Here is a 17,908-nt window from a genome sequence, read left to right on the forward strand (position 1 = left end):
GCGCGATGCGCCGCCGCCCTTCGATGGCGGCGCATCGCGCACCCGGCGCTGAACCGATCGGCTGCGCGCCATCGGTGTCGTCAGCCCGGATCCCCGGATTCCCGCTCATACAGCCTTCTGCCGAACTGCAGTACACGCCCCAGATTCTCCGCATTCGCGAGCACGAATGTGCGATGCGTGGCGCTCAGGTCGCGCAAGATACTGTCGACAAGCAAATCAGACCACTCCCCCGATAGCAAAAGCCCGATGCTTTGCGCGGCGTCCGATGCCGACGCGTCGCGAAGGGCAGCCTGAATCTGCGAGACATAGCGCAAAAAGGTGCTTGCTCGCGCTTCCGTCATGCTGCTATCCAGAAGCAGTCGATCGAACAGCGGCGACAGCGAGAAATAGTGCGGCTCCGCAGGCAACACTGGCGGCGTCGCCGGCAGGACAGCCAGGGTCGCGGCGGCAACAAGCAGATTCTCGACAAATATCGGCGAGCGCTGGAGCGTACGGACCCATTCGACGGAAAACTGCTCCCAGTCGTACACCTGCGGCAAAGCCCGTTCGGCTATGGCAAAAAGGCTCGATGCATAGGGCGCGATGACGGGATCGAACAAGACCGTTTCAAACCACGCCGCGTTGAGCGCACGATCGAAGTGGTAGGGCAAGACCGTGTCCGCGACAGCGTCGAGATGATTTTCCAGACGTTCGGAGGCCATGTCGTCATCGCGTGCGCCCTCCTGCTCGAACAGCACGACCCGCCGCCATACGGAGTACGCAACATGCGAACTCCTTCGCCCGTCGCTGTCTTCCGCGCAATACAGCAGGTCGAACCAACGCTGTAATTCGTAATGCGAGAGATTGCGTGCGGCCAAAACGTTGCTGTAATCGTCATGCCATTGGGCATACGTAGGCGGTGCCGCGGCGCCTTCCTCGTCGAGGTCTTCATCGACTTCCTCGTCACTGTCGTCGTGGGGCGCATGGCGGAGATCGTTTAACGCACCGCCGATCCGCGCGACGGGGAGTCGATTGTGCCGTAGAAACTCCCGTAGATACCGATCGACGTTCTCGGTCAATAGATCGTCACGGATCCATTCGTCGACGGCTCGCGCGACGTAGCGCCATCGCGCCGGCGTTACCTTTTCTTCGTTGCTGGTCAAGCGCGCGACCGCATCGATCAACGTGTCGCGCGCCATCGGCAACACCGGCGCGTTATGCCCGCGCCACGCCGAAACCGCATCGGAGAAGCGCTTGTAGGCCGCGGCCCGTCGTGAAGACAGGGCCTCCAACGACTGCCGCAGCCCCGAGGAGCCGGCCGCCAGGCGTCGTACCATCTCCCGTTGCGGTGCGGGCCCTGCCGTTAGATACGCGGCAATGCGATCCGTTACCGGCACCAGCCCGTCCAATGGCCCCAGCAACGTGCCGCTTGAATCGGTTGTCGTGACGCATAGGTTTGACGACGTTCCGCTCTCGGCGTGGCCCGGCTGCGATGTCATCGCGCGTGTCGGCCACGGTGCCATGTGTTCGCCCTCGTCATCATCGATACCCAATGCATTGGCAAGCGCCACATGGTCCACGGTCCCGAAAGGCGATATTCGATCAGAAACAGCATCTGTTCGTCGACGCCTGCTCGCTGGAGACGATGGCGACGAAGAAGGCGACAAATCGCGCTTGGGTTTCATTAGTCATCCTTATTGAATGTTTCCAACGCTGCACCGATGCACGCCGTACAACATCATGTCCTGACCATGCTGTTTTTAGCGTAACCGCGTCGATCTTAAAGCGTTCCACCCGACGCGAGCCGATGGAGCGCCTGATTTAGCTATAAGAAAGGGGGGAAAGGTCTTACTTCGCATGATCGACAGGTCCGCGCGGCGCAAAAAAACCCAGGGAGCGAAACGCCCCCTGGGTCTATTTCGACGCAGCCATCCTGCGTCTATTGCGCGATGCAGCGCGCCAGCCGTTTTACCCGACCCACTTCCGTGCGTTCTGGAAGAGGCGCATCCACGGGCTATCGCCTTCGCCGGCAGCCCAGTCTTCCGGATGCCAGCTCATCGTCACGGCGCGTGCCACGCGTTCCGGGTGCGGCATCAACACGGTGAAACGACCATCGGCCGTCGTCACCGACGTCAAACCGCCGGCCGAGCCGTTCGGGTTCAGCGGATACTGCTCGGTCGCCTGGCCGCGATTATCGACATAGTGCACGGCCCCCAATACCTGCGCCGCATTGCCTTGCTTCGAGAAATCGGCAAAGCCTTCACCATGTGATACCGCCACCGGAATCCGCGAGCCGGCCATGCCGTCGAAGAATATCGACGGCGATTGTGCGATCTCCACCGTCGCGAATCGGGCTTCGAACTGCTCCGATTTGTTGCGCGTGAAGTTCGGCCAGTGCTCGGCACCGGGGATCATCGATGCCAGGCTCGACATCATCTGGCAACCGTTGCAGACGCCCAGCGCGAACGTGTCCTGGCGCCCGAAGAACGCCGCGAACATATCGGCCAAGATCGGATTGAAACGAATCGTCTTCGCCCAGCCCTCGCCGGCACCCAGTACATCGCCATAGGCAAATCCACCGCACGCCACGGCACCGGCAAAATCCGCCAGCGTCGCGCGGCCTTCGATCAGATCGCTCATATGCACGTCGCGGGTTTCGAAACCGGCCCGATCGAAGGCATGCGCCATTTCCAGATGCGAGTTCACGCCTTGCTCACGCAGGATCGCGACACGCGGACGCTCGCCCTTCTGGATAAACGGCGCCGCCACGTTCTGCGTCGTGTCGAACGTCAAAATCGGCGAGATACCCGGGTCCGCCGCATCGGCGATAGCCGCCACTTCAGCATCGGCACACGCCGGGTTGTCGCGCAGACGCGCGATGCGCCAGCTCACATCGGTCCAGACGCGTTGCAGATCCGTACGCGCGGCATGGTAGACACGCTTCGCGTCGCGGTAGACCTCGATATCGCCACGATCGTTCAGCTTGCCGATCTGATGGCTGCACGCCGACAGGCCCTGCTCGCGCAGTACCGCGAACACGGCATCGCGCTCGCTGGCGCGAATCTGTACGACGGCACCCAATTCTTCGTTGAACAAGGCCCGCAGCGTCTGGTCGTGACGACGACCGGACGTTTGCTTTGCCCAATCCTTGGCATCGCCGAAATCCGACTCATGATTCGGATCCAGCGTCAGCATATCGACGTTCAGCGACACGCCCACGTGCCCGGCAAACGCCATTTCAGCGACCGTCGCGAACAAGCCGCCGTCCGAACGATCGTGATAGGCCAGCAACTTGTCGTCCGCGTTCAGCTTCTGGATCGCGCCGAAGAAACGCTTCAGATCTTCGCTGTCGTCCAAATCCGGCGCCTGGTCGCCCATCTGCTGCGCGACCTGCGCCAGGATGCTGCCCGCCATCCGGTTCTTGCCGCGACCCAGATCGATCGACACCAGCAGCGTCTCGCCAACGGTCTCGCCGCGGAACGTATCGTCGGCGCGGCGCAGTTGCGGCGTCAAATGCTGACGGACATCGGCCACCGGCGCGAACGCCGACACGATCAAGGTCACCGGCGCGACCACCTCCTTCGCCGTCTCGCCATCGCGCCACTGCGTGCGCATCGACAGCGAATCCTTGCCGACCGGGATCGACAGGCCCAAGGCCGGGCACAGATCCATCCCGACCGTCCGTACCGTGTCGTACAGCGCCGCGTCTTCACCCGGCGTGCCGCACGCGGCCATCCAGTTCGCCGACAGCTTGATCGACGTCAACGCGTCGATCGGCGCCGCGGCGATATTGGTGATCGCCTCGCCAATCGCCATGCGGCCCGATGCCGGCGCGTCGATGACGGCCAGCGGCGCACGCTCGGCCATCGTCATCGCTTCACCGGCGAAGCCGCGGTAGTCCATCGTCGTCACCGCACAGTCGGCCACCGGCACCTGCCAGGGTCCGACCATCTGGTCACGTGCACTCATCGCGCCCACGGTCCGGTCGCCGATGGTGATCAGGAAGGACTTGCTGGCTACGGTCGGGTGCGCGAGCACGCCGTCGACGGCCTGCTCCAGCGTCACGTCGTCGAGCACCAGCGGCGGACAGCTGCGCGCCTCGCGCTTCACGTCGCGGTGCATCCGTGGCGCCTTGCCGAACAGCACATCCATCGGCATGTCGACCGCGACATCGCCGTCGGCCTTCGCATCGGCGCCTTGCGCCAGTTGCGTCGCCTCCGCTAACTTCAACACCTGCTCGTCGGTCGCGACACCGACGATCGCCATCGGGCAACGTTCACGCTTGCAGATCGCCTCGAACTGCTCGGCGCTTTCCGGTGCGATGGCCAGGACATAGCGCTCCTGTGCCTCGTTACTCCAGATCTCGCGCGGCGCCAGACCCGACTCTTCCAAATGAATCGCATCGATGGCAAAGCGCGCGCCGCGGCCCGCGCCTTCCACCAACTCCGGGAAAGCATTCGACAGGCCACCGGCACCGACGTCATGGATGCTCAGGATCGGATTATCCGAACCGAGCTGCCAGCAGCTGTTGATCACTTCCTGCGCACGGCGCTGAATTTCGGGATTGCCACGTTGCACCGAATTGAAATCCAGTTCGGCGGTGTTCGTGCCGGTCGCCATCGAGCTCGCCGCACCGCCCCCCATGCCGATCCGCATGCCCGGGCCGCCGATTTGAATCAGCAGCGTGCCGGCCGGCAGATCGTGCTTGTGCGTGTGCGCATCGTCGATATTGCCGATACCGCCGGCGATCATCACCGGCTTGTGATAGCCGCGCACCGTGCCGCCGACGTTCTGCTCGTAGACGCGGAAATAGCCGGCCAGGTTCGGACGCCCAAATTCGTTATTGAACGCGGCGCCACCCAGCGGGCCGTCGGTCATGATCTGCAGCGGCGACGCGATCCGATCCGGACGGCCATAGCCGACACCGGCCGGGGTCGCATCGGCTACGGCACCGTCAGCCAGTGGCTGCGGACGTTGCGCAAACGGGATCGCGGTATCGGTCGCCGTTTCCCAGGGTCGCGCGGCATCCGGCAGATGCAGATTCGACACCGAGAAACCGGCCATGCCGGCCTTCGGACGCGCGCCGCGACCGGTCGCGCCTTCGTCACGGATTTCACCGCCGGCACCGGTCGACGCGCCCGGGAACGGCGAAATCGCCGTCGGGTGATTGTGCGTCTCCACCTTCATCAAGGTATGCGTCAGCGCTTCGCTTGCCTCGTAGACCTGAGACTCGCCACGCGGATACCAACGCTGCGCCGTGGTGCCGCGCATCACGGCCGCATTGTCCGAATAAGCGACGATCGTCCCTTCCGGATGCAGCTTGTGCGTGTTGCGAATCATCGCGAACAGCGACAGTTCCTGCGCTTCGCCGTCGACCGTCCAATTCGCATTGAAGATCTTGTGACGGCAGTGCTCGCTGTTCGCTTGGGCAAACATCATCAGCTCGACGTCGCTCGGATTACGTCCGAGTTGCGTGAAAGCGTCGACCAGATAATCGATTTCGTCGTCGGCCAGCGCCAGACCCAGTTCCGAATTGGCCGTGGCCAGTGCGGAGCGGCCGGCGCCGATGACGTCCACACGCGACAGCGGCGTGGACGGCAGTTCGTCGAACAGGCGGTAGGCCTGCTCGCGATCGGCGGCGATCGACTCGGTCATCCGGTCGTGCAGCGCCGCGTGGACAGCGTCGAGGGCGCGGTCGTCGAGCGATTTGCGACCGCCCAGCAGGCCGGTCTTCAGCACCAGGGTGAATTCGACGCCGCGTTCGATGCGGCGCACATGCTGCAAGCCGCAGTTGTGCGCGATGTCGGTGGCCTTGCTCGCCCACGGCGAGAGGGTGCCGAAGCGCGGCAACACCAGGACGGGCAGCGTCGCACCTTTCGGCGCGTCAGCCTGCGCGGCCGGTTGGCCGTACTCCAGCAACGCGTCCAGGACGTGGACCTGCTCCGGCGTGAGGGCGGCATCGCTGTGGACGAAATGCAGATAGACCGCACTGACATCGACAATGTTCGCATCGATCGCCTTCAACGTGGCGAGCAAACGGGTCTTGCGGAAATCGGAGAGGGCCGAAGCGCCGGGAAAGCACGAGAAATGGGCCATTGAGCGGAAATGGATGCACCGCGCGGGCGCGGCGGAAAACGAAGGGAAGACTCGGATTATACCGCGCCTGAGCCACCCGACGGCCGGCTTCTTGCTACGCTGCAACACTGGCCGAATGGCGAATGTCGGTCGTTGACAACTGATCTGATGGTTGCCCGCGCGCGGAGACGTTATGATTGCGCCCCGGTGGCCAAGGGAATTCGAGAAATGAAGCAGTTCGACCTGATCGTGATTGGGGCCGGTATCAGCGGCATGGCCGTCGCGATGCGGGCCATCGAGGCCGGCATGCACGTGGCGCTCGTCGACGATCATGCGACCGTCGGCGAGGGTGCGTCGTTTTTTCACAGCGGGGTGATGCTGCCGCCGCCGCTCGACCCGTGGTTTGGGCCCGATGCCGCGCTGCCCACGCCCGGCGGCGTGCCATGGCGTCGCAGTGCCCGCGAACGCGCGGCCGATGCGCAGCGGCACGCCCGGCTCGCGCCGCTCCAGCCGCTAATCGCGCAGTCCGCGTCGCGGTTAGAAGCGCTCGCGCGCCGCTACGAGATCGATTTCGAACGTCGCGACGGCGCGCTGTACGCCTGGCGCAACGCCACCGCTTTCCAGCGTGTGAAAGCGCTGATCGCCGAGTGGCCCGGCGCGTCGGCGGCCACCGCGGCGTGCGCGGCACCCGATCCAGCCGCCGAGCGCGACGTGCCGCCCGCGACATCGGACGGTACCGCCGACGACACCCCGACCACAGCATCCACACCGACCACGCCGCCCACGCCGGAGGCGACGAGCGCTGCGGCGCGCATCGACCTGTACGGTCACACCGCGCGCATTCTGGACGCCGAGGCATGCCGGGCCATGGAGCCGGCGCTCGAACATGCGGAAGCGCTCGCGGGCGGCGTCGCTTTCGATGGCCTGTCGAGCGGCAATGCCGCCGTCATGGCGAAACGCCTGAAACAGTGCCTAGATGCGGCCGATGTCCGCTTCCTGCTGGCGCGGGAGGCGATCCGGATCGACGTGCATGGCAATGGCGTCGATGTTTCGATTCGACCGGCACAGCAAGCCGTCGGCGCCTTTTCCGGCGTCCAGGCCCGGGGTTTCATGGCGCCCTCGACGGCTCCGATACTGGGACTCGATGCACGGCAGACCGATCCCGCGCAGCACGTGGAAAAGATCTGCGGCACGAACGTCGTCATTGCCGCTGGCGCCGGCAGCGCGAAGTTGCTCGGTGACATGGGCATCGCCCTGCCGCTGCAACGCGTCACGCGCACCACGCTGACCGGGACAGTGCTCCGCGAGGACTATGCGCCGCGCCATTTGCTCGTGGACGCGGAGAACGGGGCGGCGATCGTGCGCTTCGATCGGCGGGTGCGCGTCAGCAGCTGCCTCTACGGTCAAGCCGCGACGATCGGCAAAGTCTCGCGCAAAGGCGCCAGCTTGCCGCCGGGGCCTCCCGCAAAAGCCCTGCAAGCACTGCCCGCGCAATTGCATCGATGGCGCGATTCGCTGGTTCCGGGCGCCGCGCGCTTCGACGGACCGCCCGGTGAATCGGTCGCCCTCGTCGGCGCCGACGGTCTGCCGGTGATCGGTACCCTGCGCGGCCGCCAAACCGGTGGCCGCCTGCATCTGGTGCTCAGCGGCGCGCATCGTGGCTGGGGCCTCGCGTTCGGCGCCGCCGACCTGTTGTTTGCGCAGTGGGGACATACGGTGAAGAGCGATGGCGACGAGAATGCGCACGGCACGACCGAGAGCACGACCGATGTACCAGCACCGGTGCCGGTACGCGATGCCCGCGATACCTTTGACAGCGCTGCGCGCATGGCCTTGTCACCGGCCCGTTTCGGCCACTGAACCGCGCCGATCGCGGTGCGTGTCCGAATCGACGGATGCGCATCCGGTGTATGGTAGGGAGATCCTCTCCTCCGTACACCATCATGTCCGTCGGTCGCCATTCCCTCCCTTTTTCCCTCGATTCGATTCGCCGCGCCGCGCACTCGGACAGCACCCCGGGCGGTGCGCCGACCGTCGCCCCGCCACCGTGGTTCGCGATCGACACGCATCTGCTGCCACTCCCGGTCGCCTTGCCTGACGATTTGCAGAAGCTGGAGGCCCGCGCCGCGAAAAGCGCCGGGCCGCACGCCTTGATGGCGCGTGCCGGCGCCGCCGCTGCCGACTTCCTGTTGCAGCAGCGCGTACACGACAGCGCTGTCATACGCGGCGAGGCGCCGCCCGATCAAGCGCCCCAGGCGGCGTGCGACAGCGACGCACCAGCGGCATCGAGCGCCCCGGTGCGTGTCTGGTTTTTCGTCGGCCCGGGGAACAATGGCGGCGACGCCTTGGTCGCGGCCACGCAATTACACCGGCACGGCGTGGCGATCGGCGTGACGCTTCCCGTCGCACCGACACACGGCGACGCCTTATGGGCCTTGACGGAAGCGCAACGCGCGCGCGTGCCGATCCAAGAGAATGGCCCGACAGAGGCGCAATGCAAGGTCTTGCGCGACACCGGTTGGTGCGTCGACGGCGTGTTCGGCATCGGCCTGAACCGACCCATCGGCGAGCCCTATGCGCAGTGGGTCAGCTGGATGAACACGCACGCCGACCAAGGGGGCCGCGTGTTGGCGCTCGACGTCCCCAGCGGCCTCGACGCGCGGACCGGCCAGCCGATATCGCAGCCTTCGGCGCCGGGTTGCGCGGTGAGCGCGACACACACGATGAGTTTTCTCGGTGCGACGCCCGGCTTGTTCACCGGCAGCGGACGTGATTACACGGGCCACTTGTTCCTCGCGCCGCTGTCACAAGCCGATTTCTCGGTGCCCGCCGCCACCGCGCAACCCGACGCGCACGCGCCATTGCAACTGAATGCGCCGGCCTCGTTCATGCACCGCTTCACGAAGCGGCGACCGTCGTCGCACAAGGGCACATTCGGCAGTGTCGCCATCATTGGCGGCGATACCGGCACGTGCGGCGCGGCGATCCTGAGCGCGCGCGCCGCGCTTTACACGGGCGCCGGTCGCGTACACACGGCGCTAATCGGCGACGGCGCGCCGCCGTACGATCCGCCTCATCCTGAAATCATGCTGCGCCGGATCGATGCCATTGCGCTGGACACGATGGATGCGCTCAGTATCGGCCCAGGCTTGGGCACCTCGACGCGCGCATCCGACATCGTTCGACGCGTACTGCACGAGGTGGTCGGCGAGCATTGCCACGCGCTGCTCGATGCCGACGCGCTAAACCTGGTGTCGCGTGAGCCCGCGCTCGCCCAAGCGGTGGCGTCAGCCGGGCGCTGGCTCGTGATGACCCCGCATCCGGGCGAAGCGGCACGCTTGCTCGACGTCGACACCCAGGAGATCGAGCACGATCGGCTCGCCGCGGCGCGCGCGCTGGTCGCCCGCTTCCACTGCACGATCGTGCTCAAAGGCGCCGGCACGCTGATCGCGTCACCGCGACAGGCGCGGGACGCGGCCTCGGCTGATGACACCGCGGTCGATATCGTCATGAACACGACCGGCAACACCGGCCTTGCCACAGGAGGCACCGGCGACGTGTTGAGCGGGGTAATCGGCGCCCTGCTCGCCCAGCATCTGCCGCCGCGCGAAGCGGCGATGGCAGGCGTCTATCTGCATGGACTGGCCGCCGAAGCCCTGGGCCACGCCGGTGAAGGGCCAGCCGGTTTGACCGCAGGCGAACTGGCACCGATGCTCCGGCGGCTGATGAACGATCACCTGCGGCAATACCGATTGATCGCCGGTTGATTTCAAGAAGCACCTCATCGCGATAATGACCCTACGCGTCCCTACGCGACCACGCGCACGCGCGCGGGTTCAGGCGGGGTTTGCCGTCGCGATTTATACTTTGTGCGACAGGTCGAAAACGCGGCCTCTCGCGTAACGTCGATTGCGTCGCCGGCACTTGGTGCGATCGCGACGAAGACGTCACGCCGACGGCCGTATGCGTTTGCTCACCACAACAACGAGACAGGCTCATGACATCGAACAACTCGCCGAAGAACGCGCCGCTGCCCGTGCTTCCCACCTGGGCCGCGCTGCGCGCCCATTACGATCAGATCCGCGACGCGCGACTGCGCGACTGGTTCGATCCGGCTCAGGACAAGGCGCCGACGCGCGCCGAACGATTCACGCTGGACGGCGGCGGACTCTCGATCGATTTCTCCAAAAACCGGATCACCGACGACACGCTGAAGCTGCTGGTGCAATTGGCACGTGATGCGGGCGTCGAGGCACGACGCGATGCCGTGTTCAGCGGCGAGATCGCCAACCCGACCGAAGGGCGTCAGGTCTTGCACACGGCGCTGCGCGCGACGGATCCGGCCACGCCGCACTTCGCCGAAGTGCAGGCCGAGCGCAAAAAGATGGCTGCCTTCGCCGAACAAGTTCGCGGCGGTCAATGGCATGGGTATACCGGCAAGCCGATCCGTCATATCGTGAACATCGGCATAGGTGGCTCGGATCTCGGCCCGAAGATGGTGTGCTACGCGCTGCATCATCTGTCGGACCCGGAAATCAAGAGCCACTTCGTGTCGAACGTGGACGGCGCCGATTTGCAGCGCGTCGTCGATCAGATCGATCCTGAAACGACGCTGGCGATCATCGTATCGAAAACGTTCACGACGCTCGAAACGATGACCAATGCCCGCTCCTTGCGGCAATGGTTCGTCCAGCGCGGCTGCCCCGAAGACAAGCTGCATCATCACTTCGTCGGCGTCTCGGCGAACACCGACGAGGTCGTGAAATTCGGTATCGCGCGGGAAAACGTCTTCCAGATGTGGGATTGGGTCGGCGGCCGGTACTCGTTGTGGAGTGCGGTTGGTCTGTCGATCATGTTGTCGGTCGGTCCGGCAAACTTCGACGCCTTGCTTGCCGGCGCGGACGCAATGGACCAGCATTTCCGCGAAGCGCCGCTCGAACGCAATCTGCCGGTGCTGATGGCGTTGATCGGCATCTGGTATCGCGACATCTTCGAATCGCAAAGCGTGCTGGTGGCGCCGTATTCGGAAGCGTTGCACTACCTGCCGTCCTATCTGCAACAGCTCGAGATGGAGAGCAATGGCAAATCGGCACGGCTCGATGGCGAGCCGGTACGCGAGCCCACCGCCGCGGTGATCTGGGGCGAGCCGGGTACGAACGGCCAACACGCTTTCTTCCAGATGCTGCATCAAGGCCCGACCTTGATCCCCATCGACTTCATCGCCGTCCTGACGCCGGAACACGGCTTCGTCGACCACCATGCCAAATTACTGGCCAATTGCTTCGCGCAGAGCGAGGCATTGATGCTGGGCCGCACGCTCGATGAAGCCCGCAAGATCGCCGGTCCGGACCATCAGGATCTCGCGCCGCACCTGGCCTTCCCTGGCAACCGTCCCAGCACGACGATCATTCTGGATGCGCTCACCCCGCACGCACTGGGCGCCCTGATCGCCTTGTACGAACAGAAGGTGCTCGTGCAAGGCACGATCTGGAACGTCAATTCCTTCGATCAGTACGGTGTCGAGCTGGGCAAGGTGCTGGGCAAGGTCGTCGAGGCCGATCTGGAAGGCGCGGGCCAAGGCCGGCACGACTCGTCGACCAGTGCCTTGATCGCCCGGGCACGCGCCGCCCTGCAAGCGAAGTAAGACGCGACGCGATGGGGTTTGGCATGTCCCATCGCGGAACGGCGTGCCGCCTTCAGGCCGCCTCGGCGAGTCGGCCGGCTCGCATCGTGATGACGCGATCGCAGCGGCGCGCGAGGCTGAGATCATGGGTGACCAATACCAAGGTCGCGCCATGACTGCGGTTCATTTCGAACATCAAGGCACTGACCGCCTCGCCGGTTGCGGCATCCAGGCTGCCGGTCGGTTCATCGGCAAAAAGCACGGCAGGCTGCGTCACGAAGGCCCGCGCGAGTGCCACGCGCTGCTGCTCCCCGCCCGAGAGGACCCGGGGGTAATGGGAGACGCGACTGCCCAAGCCGACGCGTTCGAGCAGCGCATGCGCCTGTTCGCGAGCCTGACGACGCGACACATCGCCGCGTAATTCCAGCGGCAGCATCACATTTTCCAGCGCGGTCAAATGCGGCATCAACTGAAATGCCTGAAACACGAAGCCGACGCCGCGCGCACGCAGTGCGGCCCGCGCATCCTCGTCCAGTGCACCGAGTTCTTGTCCGAGCAAATGGATCGTGCCGGAACTGGCCGTGTCGAGTCCGGCTAGCAGACCCAACAACGTCGACTTCCCGGAGCCCGACTCGCCGACGATCGCGACAGTCTCACCGGCGTCGACATGCATGCCGATATCATCGAGTATCGCCAACTCGCCAGACGCATCCACCACACGCTTGCTGACGCCTTTTACCGCTATGACACGATCCGATTCTTTCCGCATGGATTCCCGCATGAGTGCCAGCTTGTCTTTCCGCATGAAGGCGATATGCCGCCCCCGCCTTTCGCTCCCCGCCCTGCGCCTGGCGGCTGGGATGATGCTCGCGACGCTCGTTACCGTTGCATCGGTGGCGCACGCGCAGGGCACAACGCAGCACGGCGCACCGATGGACCACGCCGCGAGCGATGCCGCGCGCAGTCCAACGCAGGCACCACGCCCGACCATCGTCGTGCTGGGGGATAGCCTCTCGGCCGGGTATGGCTTACCGCCGAATACCGGATGGGTGACCTTGCTGACACAGCGCTTGACCGATCACCCAGCCGGTAAAAATCATTATACCGTCGTCAATAGCAGCATCAGCGGGGACACCACGAGCGGCGGCCGCAGCCGCTTACCGGGCGCCCTGGCGCGGTCCCATCCTGCAGTCGTGATCGTCGAACTCGGTGCAAACGATGCGCTGCGCGGCCTGCCGATGTCGGTGACCCAATCCAATCTGGAAGCGATCATCGAGATGAGCCAAGCTGCCGGCGCGAAGGTCGTGCTGGTGGGAATGCAGATTCCGCCAAACTACGGACCGAGCTACACGCAGGCATTTTCGTCGCTATTCCCGACCCTCGCGAAGCGATATCACACTGCCCTGGTCCCATTCTTGCTCCAAGGTATCGCCGACAAGCCGGAAATGTTTCAGGCGGATCAGATGCATCCGCTAGCGACAGCCCAACCGGTATTACTCGACAACGTGTGGGCGCCGCTGTCACCGCTGCTGCAATGACCCGTTACAGGCCATGAAGGGAGACGAGGACAGAGGGTATTTCCGCACGTTCGGCATGCTTCGGCACAACTACAAGGAGATGACGACGTGAAATTTATACCGACCTTCATGGCAGCGGGCGCACTGGTGGCATTGGGTGCATGTGCAACGCAGGAACCGCAAATGACGTCCATCGGCAAGAGCGCCAAGGCGCCGCAAGCCGTGGCGCAATGCATCTCTACCAGCTGGGCCGACACGACGCAGACGCCGGTGGTGTCGCAAACCCGCGTGGCAAACGACTTCGGCGTCGATGTGCTGGTGCCGGGCCAACAGCCTGGCGGGGACGCGGCAGTGGTTCGCCAGTCGCCGCAAGGTCCGGGTACCTGGGTGGGCTATCGCTCGCTGCACAACACGGCACCGGACCCGTCCGTTACCGCCGCGATCAGCAACTGCCTGTAAATCGCATCGTGGCCGCCGACTTTCCAGTCGGCAGCCACGTAAAAACAAAGCCATTGCATCTTGCCTAGCGCGCCTCCCACAGGGGCGACAAGATAGGCGATGCAATGGCTTTTTTACGTACTACCTATCCGCTCGTCAGTTGCCGTCGCTGTTGTCCTGCTGCGAGACATCGCCGGAGAGGTCATAGACTTTGACGCTGGCCCGCTTGCGCAATGCTGCCAGATAGGCCGCGTTTTCGGTCTGCCCCTCGACCTGCGACAACTGCGCTTCGATCTGCGTCACTTGGGTCGGATCGGCGGTAGCGCCACTGCCGACCTTGGTGATTTCGTAGATGGCATAGCCGCCGTCCGGCACGTCCACGCCGACGAAGGCCGGCAGCTTGGCGGCGTCCGCCTTGAAGACCTCGCTCAACACCGGCTGGGACAGGCCCTGCGGATTCGAGCGCGTCACCGACGTCACCGGCGAGAAACCTGCCGCCGCTACGCCGTCAGGCGCCTTGCGCAAGGCATCCAACTTGGCCGCACCGTCTTTGCGGGCCAGCGCCGATGCCTGTTGATCAACCACCTTATTGCGCGCCGTTTCGCGGACCTGATCGAAAGGCTGCAGCGTTGCCGCCTGATAATTGACCACGCGCGCCGATACCAGCGCGTTGTTTCCCAGATCGATCGCCGCGGTGTTGTGCTTCGACTTCAAAGCGTCGTCACTGAATACCGCTGCCAGCACCTTCGGGTTGTTCGCCGGGTCGGCCGCATTGGCATTCGCCGCCGGGTGTCGCGTCACGGTGGCCGTACGGACCGTCAGGCCGTACTTGTCTGCGGCCGGCTTCAGGCTGTCGGCCTTCTCATAGACCAGGCTGCCGAAACCATCCGCATCCGCCGTGTACTTGTCGGTACCCGATTGCGTCTGCAGCGTGCGCACGATCGCATCACGCACGTCTGCCAGCGGACGCGTCACGGCCGGCTTCGTATCGGTCACTTCGATGATGTGATAACCGAAGTCCGACTGCACGAGGTCGCTGATCTGGCCCTTCTGCAACGCGAAAGCGGCGTCTGCGAACGGCTTGACCATCATCGAGCGATCGAAGAAACCCAGATCGCCGCCCTTGTCCGCCGAGCCCGGATCCTGCGACTCCTTCTTCGCGAGCGCCGCGAACTGGTCCGGATGCGCCTTCACTTCCTTCAACACGTCTTCGGCGTGGGTCTTAGCCTTCGCACGGTCGGCGGCGCTGGCGTCCTTGGGCACGGCGATCAGGATATGGCTCGCGCGCACCTGCCCTTCGGTCTGGTACTGCTTGATATTCGCTTGATAATACTTCTGGATGTCGGCGTCGCTGGGCGCGGACGCAGCGGACAGCGCCTGCGCGCTAAGCACGACATATTCGATCTGTGCCTGCTCGGGCGTCGTGAAGTCGGCATGATGGGCATCGTAATACGCCTTGATGTCCGCCTCGCTCGGCTGCGCCTGAGCGCGGTAATCGGCCGCGCGCAGCACCAAACCGCGCACGTCACGCTGCTGGGTGATCATGCCGTTGAGCGACTGCGCCAATGACGCCGGCACGAAGGCACTGGTCGCGATGCTCTGCGAGATCTGCTGGCTGGCCAGCTGGAAACGCTCGATCTCGTCGAATTGCGGACCGCTCAGGCCTTGCGCCGCCAACAGCTGACCGTATGCCTGCGAATCGAAGCTGCCATCGGGCCGCTTCAGCGAGGCGATCGCCGGAATGCTCATGATGGCTTGACGCACGGCGTTGTCGCTGGCCGTCAGATTCAGGTCACGCGTCTGTTGGGACACCAACCGCTGCTGAATCAGGTTGTCCAGGATCGCGCGACGCGAGGCCGGCGTGTCGAACATCGACGCGTCGTAATTCGCGCCCAACATTTGCTGCGCGCGCTGGTTCTGGTCACGTACCGCCGCGTCGAACTGTTGGCGCGTGATGATGTCGCCATTGACCTTGGCCGCGTTCGCGCTGTCGTCCCACATACCGCGGAAACCCTGGATGCCTACCAGGCCGAGACCGGGTACGACGAACGCCGCCAGGATGATCATCATCAGGCGGCGATGGCTACGGATGAAATCTAACATGCTTACCGAACCGGGAACGAAAGACCGAATATTACCTCAGGAGACCCGCGCAGTCGCCGCACAGGCCAAGAAAACGAGGCATCCATAGGCGAACGCGCCAGAGTCGCACGCGCTTGAAAACAAAAAACCCGCAGCGCTATAGCAGTGCGGGTTGTCTTTTCGGCATGCAATGCATGCCCGTCAATCAGGATCATGCACCGGGAAGAAGGCCTCGCCTTCCACACAGCTGTCTTACGCGATGCGATACCGCACCTTGAATTCACTACTCGGACGGTGGTGGGTGCTGAGGGGCTCGAACCCCCGACCTACGCCTTGTAAGGGCGCCGCTCTACCAACTGAGCTAAGCACCCGTCCGGATAAATCCACAGCGAAGACGAAGATTATGGCCATCTCCCCGCGCCCTGTCAAGCAGCTAGACATCGGCGTCGGAAAAAACCGCCGCACCCGCGTGCCGGTCGGCATCCGGCCAATCCCGGGCCGCCCGGACCGCCTCGAATGCATTGACGCGACCGTGGCCGTAAAGCACGCTATGGCCGCCTTCGTCGTATTCGGCGGCGGGACCTTCCAGCGACGGATCGCCGATCCGCTCACAGGTGCCGACCAGGCAGCGGCTGAGCTCGGACTGGGTCAGGTCGGGATTGGCGGCCACCATCAATGCCAGGACACCGGCCACACCGGGCGCCGCCGCCGAGGTCCCGCCGAACATCTCGGTGTAATCCCCCATCTCCGAATCGCCGCTCTGGCGCGGCGCCCGTTGCCATTGCGCCGACGTCGTCCGTATGCCGTGCGTTCGCAACGCCGGACGTCCGGCGATACGGAAGTCGTTCGACGGAAAGCAGCAACTCAGCGCCGCGCCGTGATTGCTATACGCGCTACGTCGCCCGTGTTCGTTGCAGGCGCCGACGACGAGGATCCCCGGATGCGACGCATGACCGATTCGCGCCACATTGTTATTGCTATTGCCCGCCGCATAGACGACCGCGCAACCCTTGCCGTTCCGGCCCTGCGTCGTCGCATAGGTCAAGGCATCGCGCACATAGGCGGCCATGGGCCACCAGATCCCCCGCCGCGGATCATCGGCATTGTTCCACTCGCCAAGGTCCGGACCCAAACTGACATTGATCACATCGGCACCGCGACTCGCCGCCCAGTAGATCGCTTGCGCGATGACTTCCGCCGACGCTTGTTGCAGCATCAGACGAATGGGCATCAGCCACGCATCGGGCGCGACACCGCTCGCCCCAAAGCGACCGCTGGCGACCGCCACGCCAGCCACGCAGGTGCCGTGAAACTCAGCGCTAAGGCGCGGGCGCGGATTCTCGTCGACCTGGTAAGGTCCCGTATAGGAGCGCGGTGACACGACCTTCTGCCGAAACTCAGGATGGTCGATATCGATCGCGTCATCGATGATCGCGACGACTGCGCCCTTCCCGGTGGACAGGGTGTGCGCCTCCGCCACGTTCGCATGCGCATCGACGATGGCCGGATAGACAATGTCCGGCGAGACCGGCCGCGCATAGGTCACCGCACTGCGCTGCAGGTGCCACTGATTACGGTGAATGCCATAGGCCTGCATCGGGAACAGGATTTCAGGATGACAGAATGCGATGCCGCCCTCGGCCCGAAGCGCGTTGGATGCGTCGAAGACGCGTCGACCGTCTTCTTCCGGCACTGCGACAAAGTACGCATTAGTCGCATATTCGACGCGGCGCTTGATGCGCAACCCCGCCGCGGCAATCCGATCCAGGCACTGCGCGGGCGTCACGTCCTCGGCGAAGCGCACATAAGCATTGCCGGTGTAGACGATCGGGCTATCGCTGCTGTCCTCCACCCAACCCGCACCGGCGAAGCGCACGTCCGCCGCCCGGCGTAGATCGTCCAAGCGGTCTTCGACCGGCAGTCCCGCCGCCGGTACCGAAAAGACGCCGACACCGGCGTTGGCGAAACGCACGACCTCGGTGCAATCCTGCAAGGACGCCGCATGATGGAAACGGGCATCGTCCCATCGCGGATCGACACCTGCCGCGGACACATTCGGCGTCGTCGACCGGGCGGACTGCCATACCGGATCCGGATGCATCCTGACCACCAACAAATGCGCGCTGCGTCGCAAAACGAGGGGCGCCTCATGCTTCGTTCCAAAATACACCGTTTCAATCATTTGCAGTCCTTA

Annotated in this window: 10 protein-coding genes and 1 tRNA gene; 5 read left to right on the forward strand and 6 right to left on the reverse strand. The window is 64.4% G+C overall.

What is annotated here, in order from left to right:
* Positions 1 to 80 precede the first annotated feature (80 nt).
* Entirely contained in the window at positions 81 to 1,502 is a 1,422-nt protein-coding gene (locus ABEG21_RS09075) for a hypothetical protein (RefSeq protein WP_347554331.1), read from the reverse strand.
* A 445-nt stretch (positions 1,503 to 1,947) separates the two neighbouring features.
* Positions 1,948 to 6,075, reverse strand: coding sequence for a phosphoribosylformylglycinamidine synthase (gene purL, locus ABEG21_RS09080; RefSeq protein ID WP_347554332.1), 4,128 nt, complete (start codon positions 6,073 to 6,075; stop codon positions 1,948 to 1,950).
* A 207-nt stretch (positions 6,076 to 6,282) separates the two neighbouring features.
* Between purL and ABEG21_RS09085 the strand changes: the two genes are divergently transcribed.
* From ABEG21_RS09085 to pgi, 3 genes are all read left to right on the forward strand, one after another.
* Positions 6,283 to 7,914 (forward strand): FAD-dependent oxidoreductase, encoded by a 1,632-nt coding sequence (locus ABEG21_RS09085; RefSeq protein ID WP_347554333.1) that lies wholly within the window; start codon positions 6,283 to 6,285, stop codon positions 7,912 to 7,914.
* Positions 7,915 to 7,997: 83 nt separating this feature from the next.
* A complete protein-coding gene (locus tag ABEG21_RS09090) occupies positions 7,998 to 9,821 on the forward strand; it encodes an NAD(P)H-hydrate dehydratase (RefSeq protein WP_347554334.1) in 1,824 nt (607 codons plus the stop codon).
* A gap of 230 nt (positions 9,822 to 10,051) precedes the next feature.
* A complete protein-coding gene (gene pgi / locus ABEG21_RS09095) occupies positions 10,052 to 11,698 on the forward strand; it encodes a glucose-6-phosphate isomerase (RefSeq protein WP_347554335.1) in 1,647 nt (548 codons plus the stop codon).
* Positions 11,699 to 11,750: 52 nt separating this feature from the next.
* Here the strand turns inward: pgi and ABEG21_RS09100 are convergent, their stop codons facing one another.
* Positions 11,751 to 12,446 (reverse strand): ABC transporter ATP-binding protein, encoded by a 696-nt coding sequence (locus ABEG21_RS09100; RefSeq protein ID WP_347554336.1) that lies wholly within the window; start codon positions 12,444 to 12,446, stop codon positions 11,751 to 11,753.
* Between the two features lie 163 nt (positions 12,447 to 12,609).
* On the opposite strand from ABEG21_RS09100, the gene ABEG21_RS09105 reads away from it, so the two are divergent.
* On the forward strand, positions 12,610 to 13,215 hold the full coding sequence (locus tag ABEG21_RS09105; RefSeq protein WP_347556699.1) for an arylesterase: 606 nt from the start codon (positions 12,610 to 12,612) through the stop codon (positions 13,213 to 13,215).
* 108 nt (positions 13,216 to 13,323) lie between these two features.
* Positions 13,324 to 13,653: a hypothetical protein gene (locus ABEG21_RS09110; protein ID WP_347556700.1), complete on the forward strand. Its 330-nt coding sequence runs from the start codon at positions 13,324 to 13,326 to the stop codon at positions 13,651 to 13,653.
* Between the two features lie 135 nt (positions 13,654 to 13,788).
* On the opposite strand, the gene ABEG21_RS09115 is transcribed toward ABEG21_RS09110, so the two are convergent.
* The 3 genes from ABEG21_RS09115 to ABEG21_RS09125 all read right to left on the reverse strand — a co-directional run bounded on the left by ABEG21_RS09115 (position 13,789) and on the right by ABEG21_RS09125 (position 17,896).
* Positions 13,789 to 15,735 (reverse strand): SurA N-terminal domain-containing protein, encoded by a 1,947-nt coding sequence (locus tag ABEG21_RS09115; protein WP_347554337.1) that lies wholly within the window; start codon positions 15,733 to 15,735, stop codon positions 13,789 to 13,791.
* A 274-nt stretch (positions 15,736 to 16,009) separates the two neighbouring features.
* Positions 16,010 to 16,085 (reverse strand) — tRNA-Val (locus tag ABEG21_RS09120).
* Positions 16,086 to 16,147: 62 nt separating this feature from the next.
* The gene (locus ABEG21_RS09125) at positions 16,148 to 17,896 is read right to left on the reverse strand and encodes a S8 family serine peptidase (RefSeq protein ID WP_347554338.1); all 1,749 of its coding nucleotides are present in this window, start codon (positions 17,894 to 17,896) and stop codon (positions 16,148 to 16,150) included.
* Between the last annotated feature and the right edge of the window lie 12 nt (positions 17,897 to 17,908).

It is taken from the genome of Robbsia sp. KACC 23696 (assembly GCF_039852015.1).
GTDB lineage: Bacteria > Pseudomonadota > Gammaproteobacteria > Burkholderiales > Burkholderiaceae > Robbsia.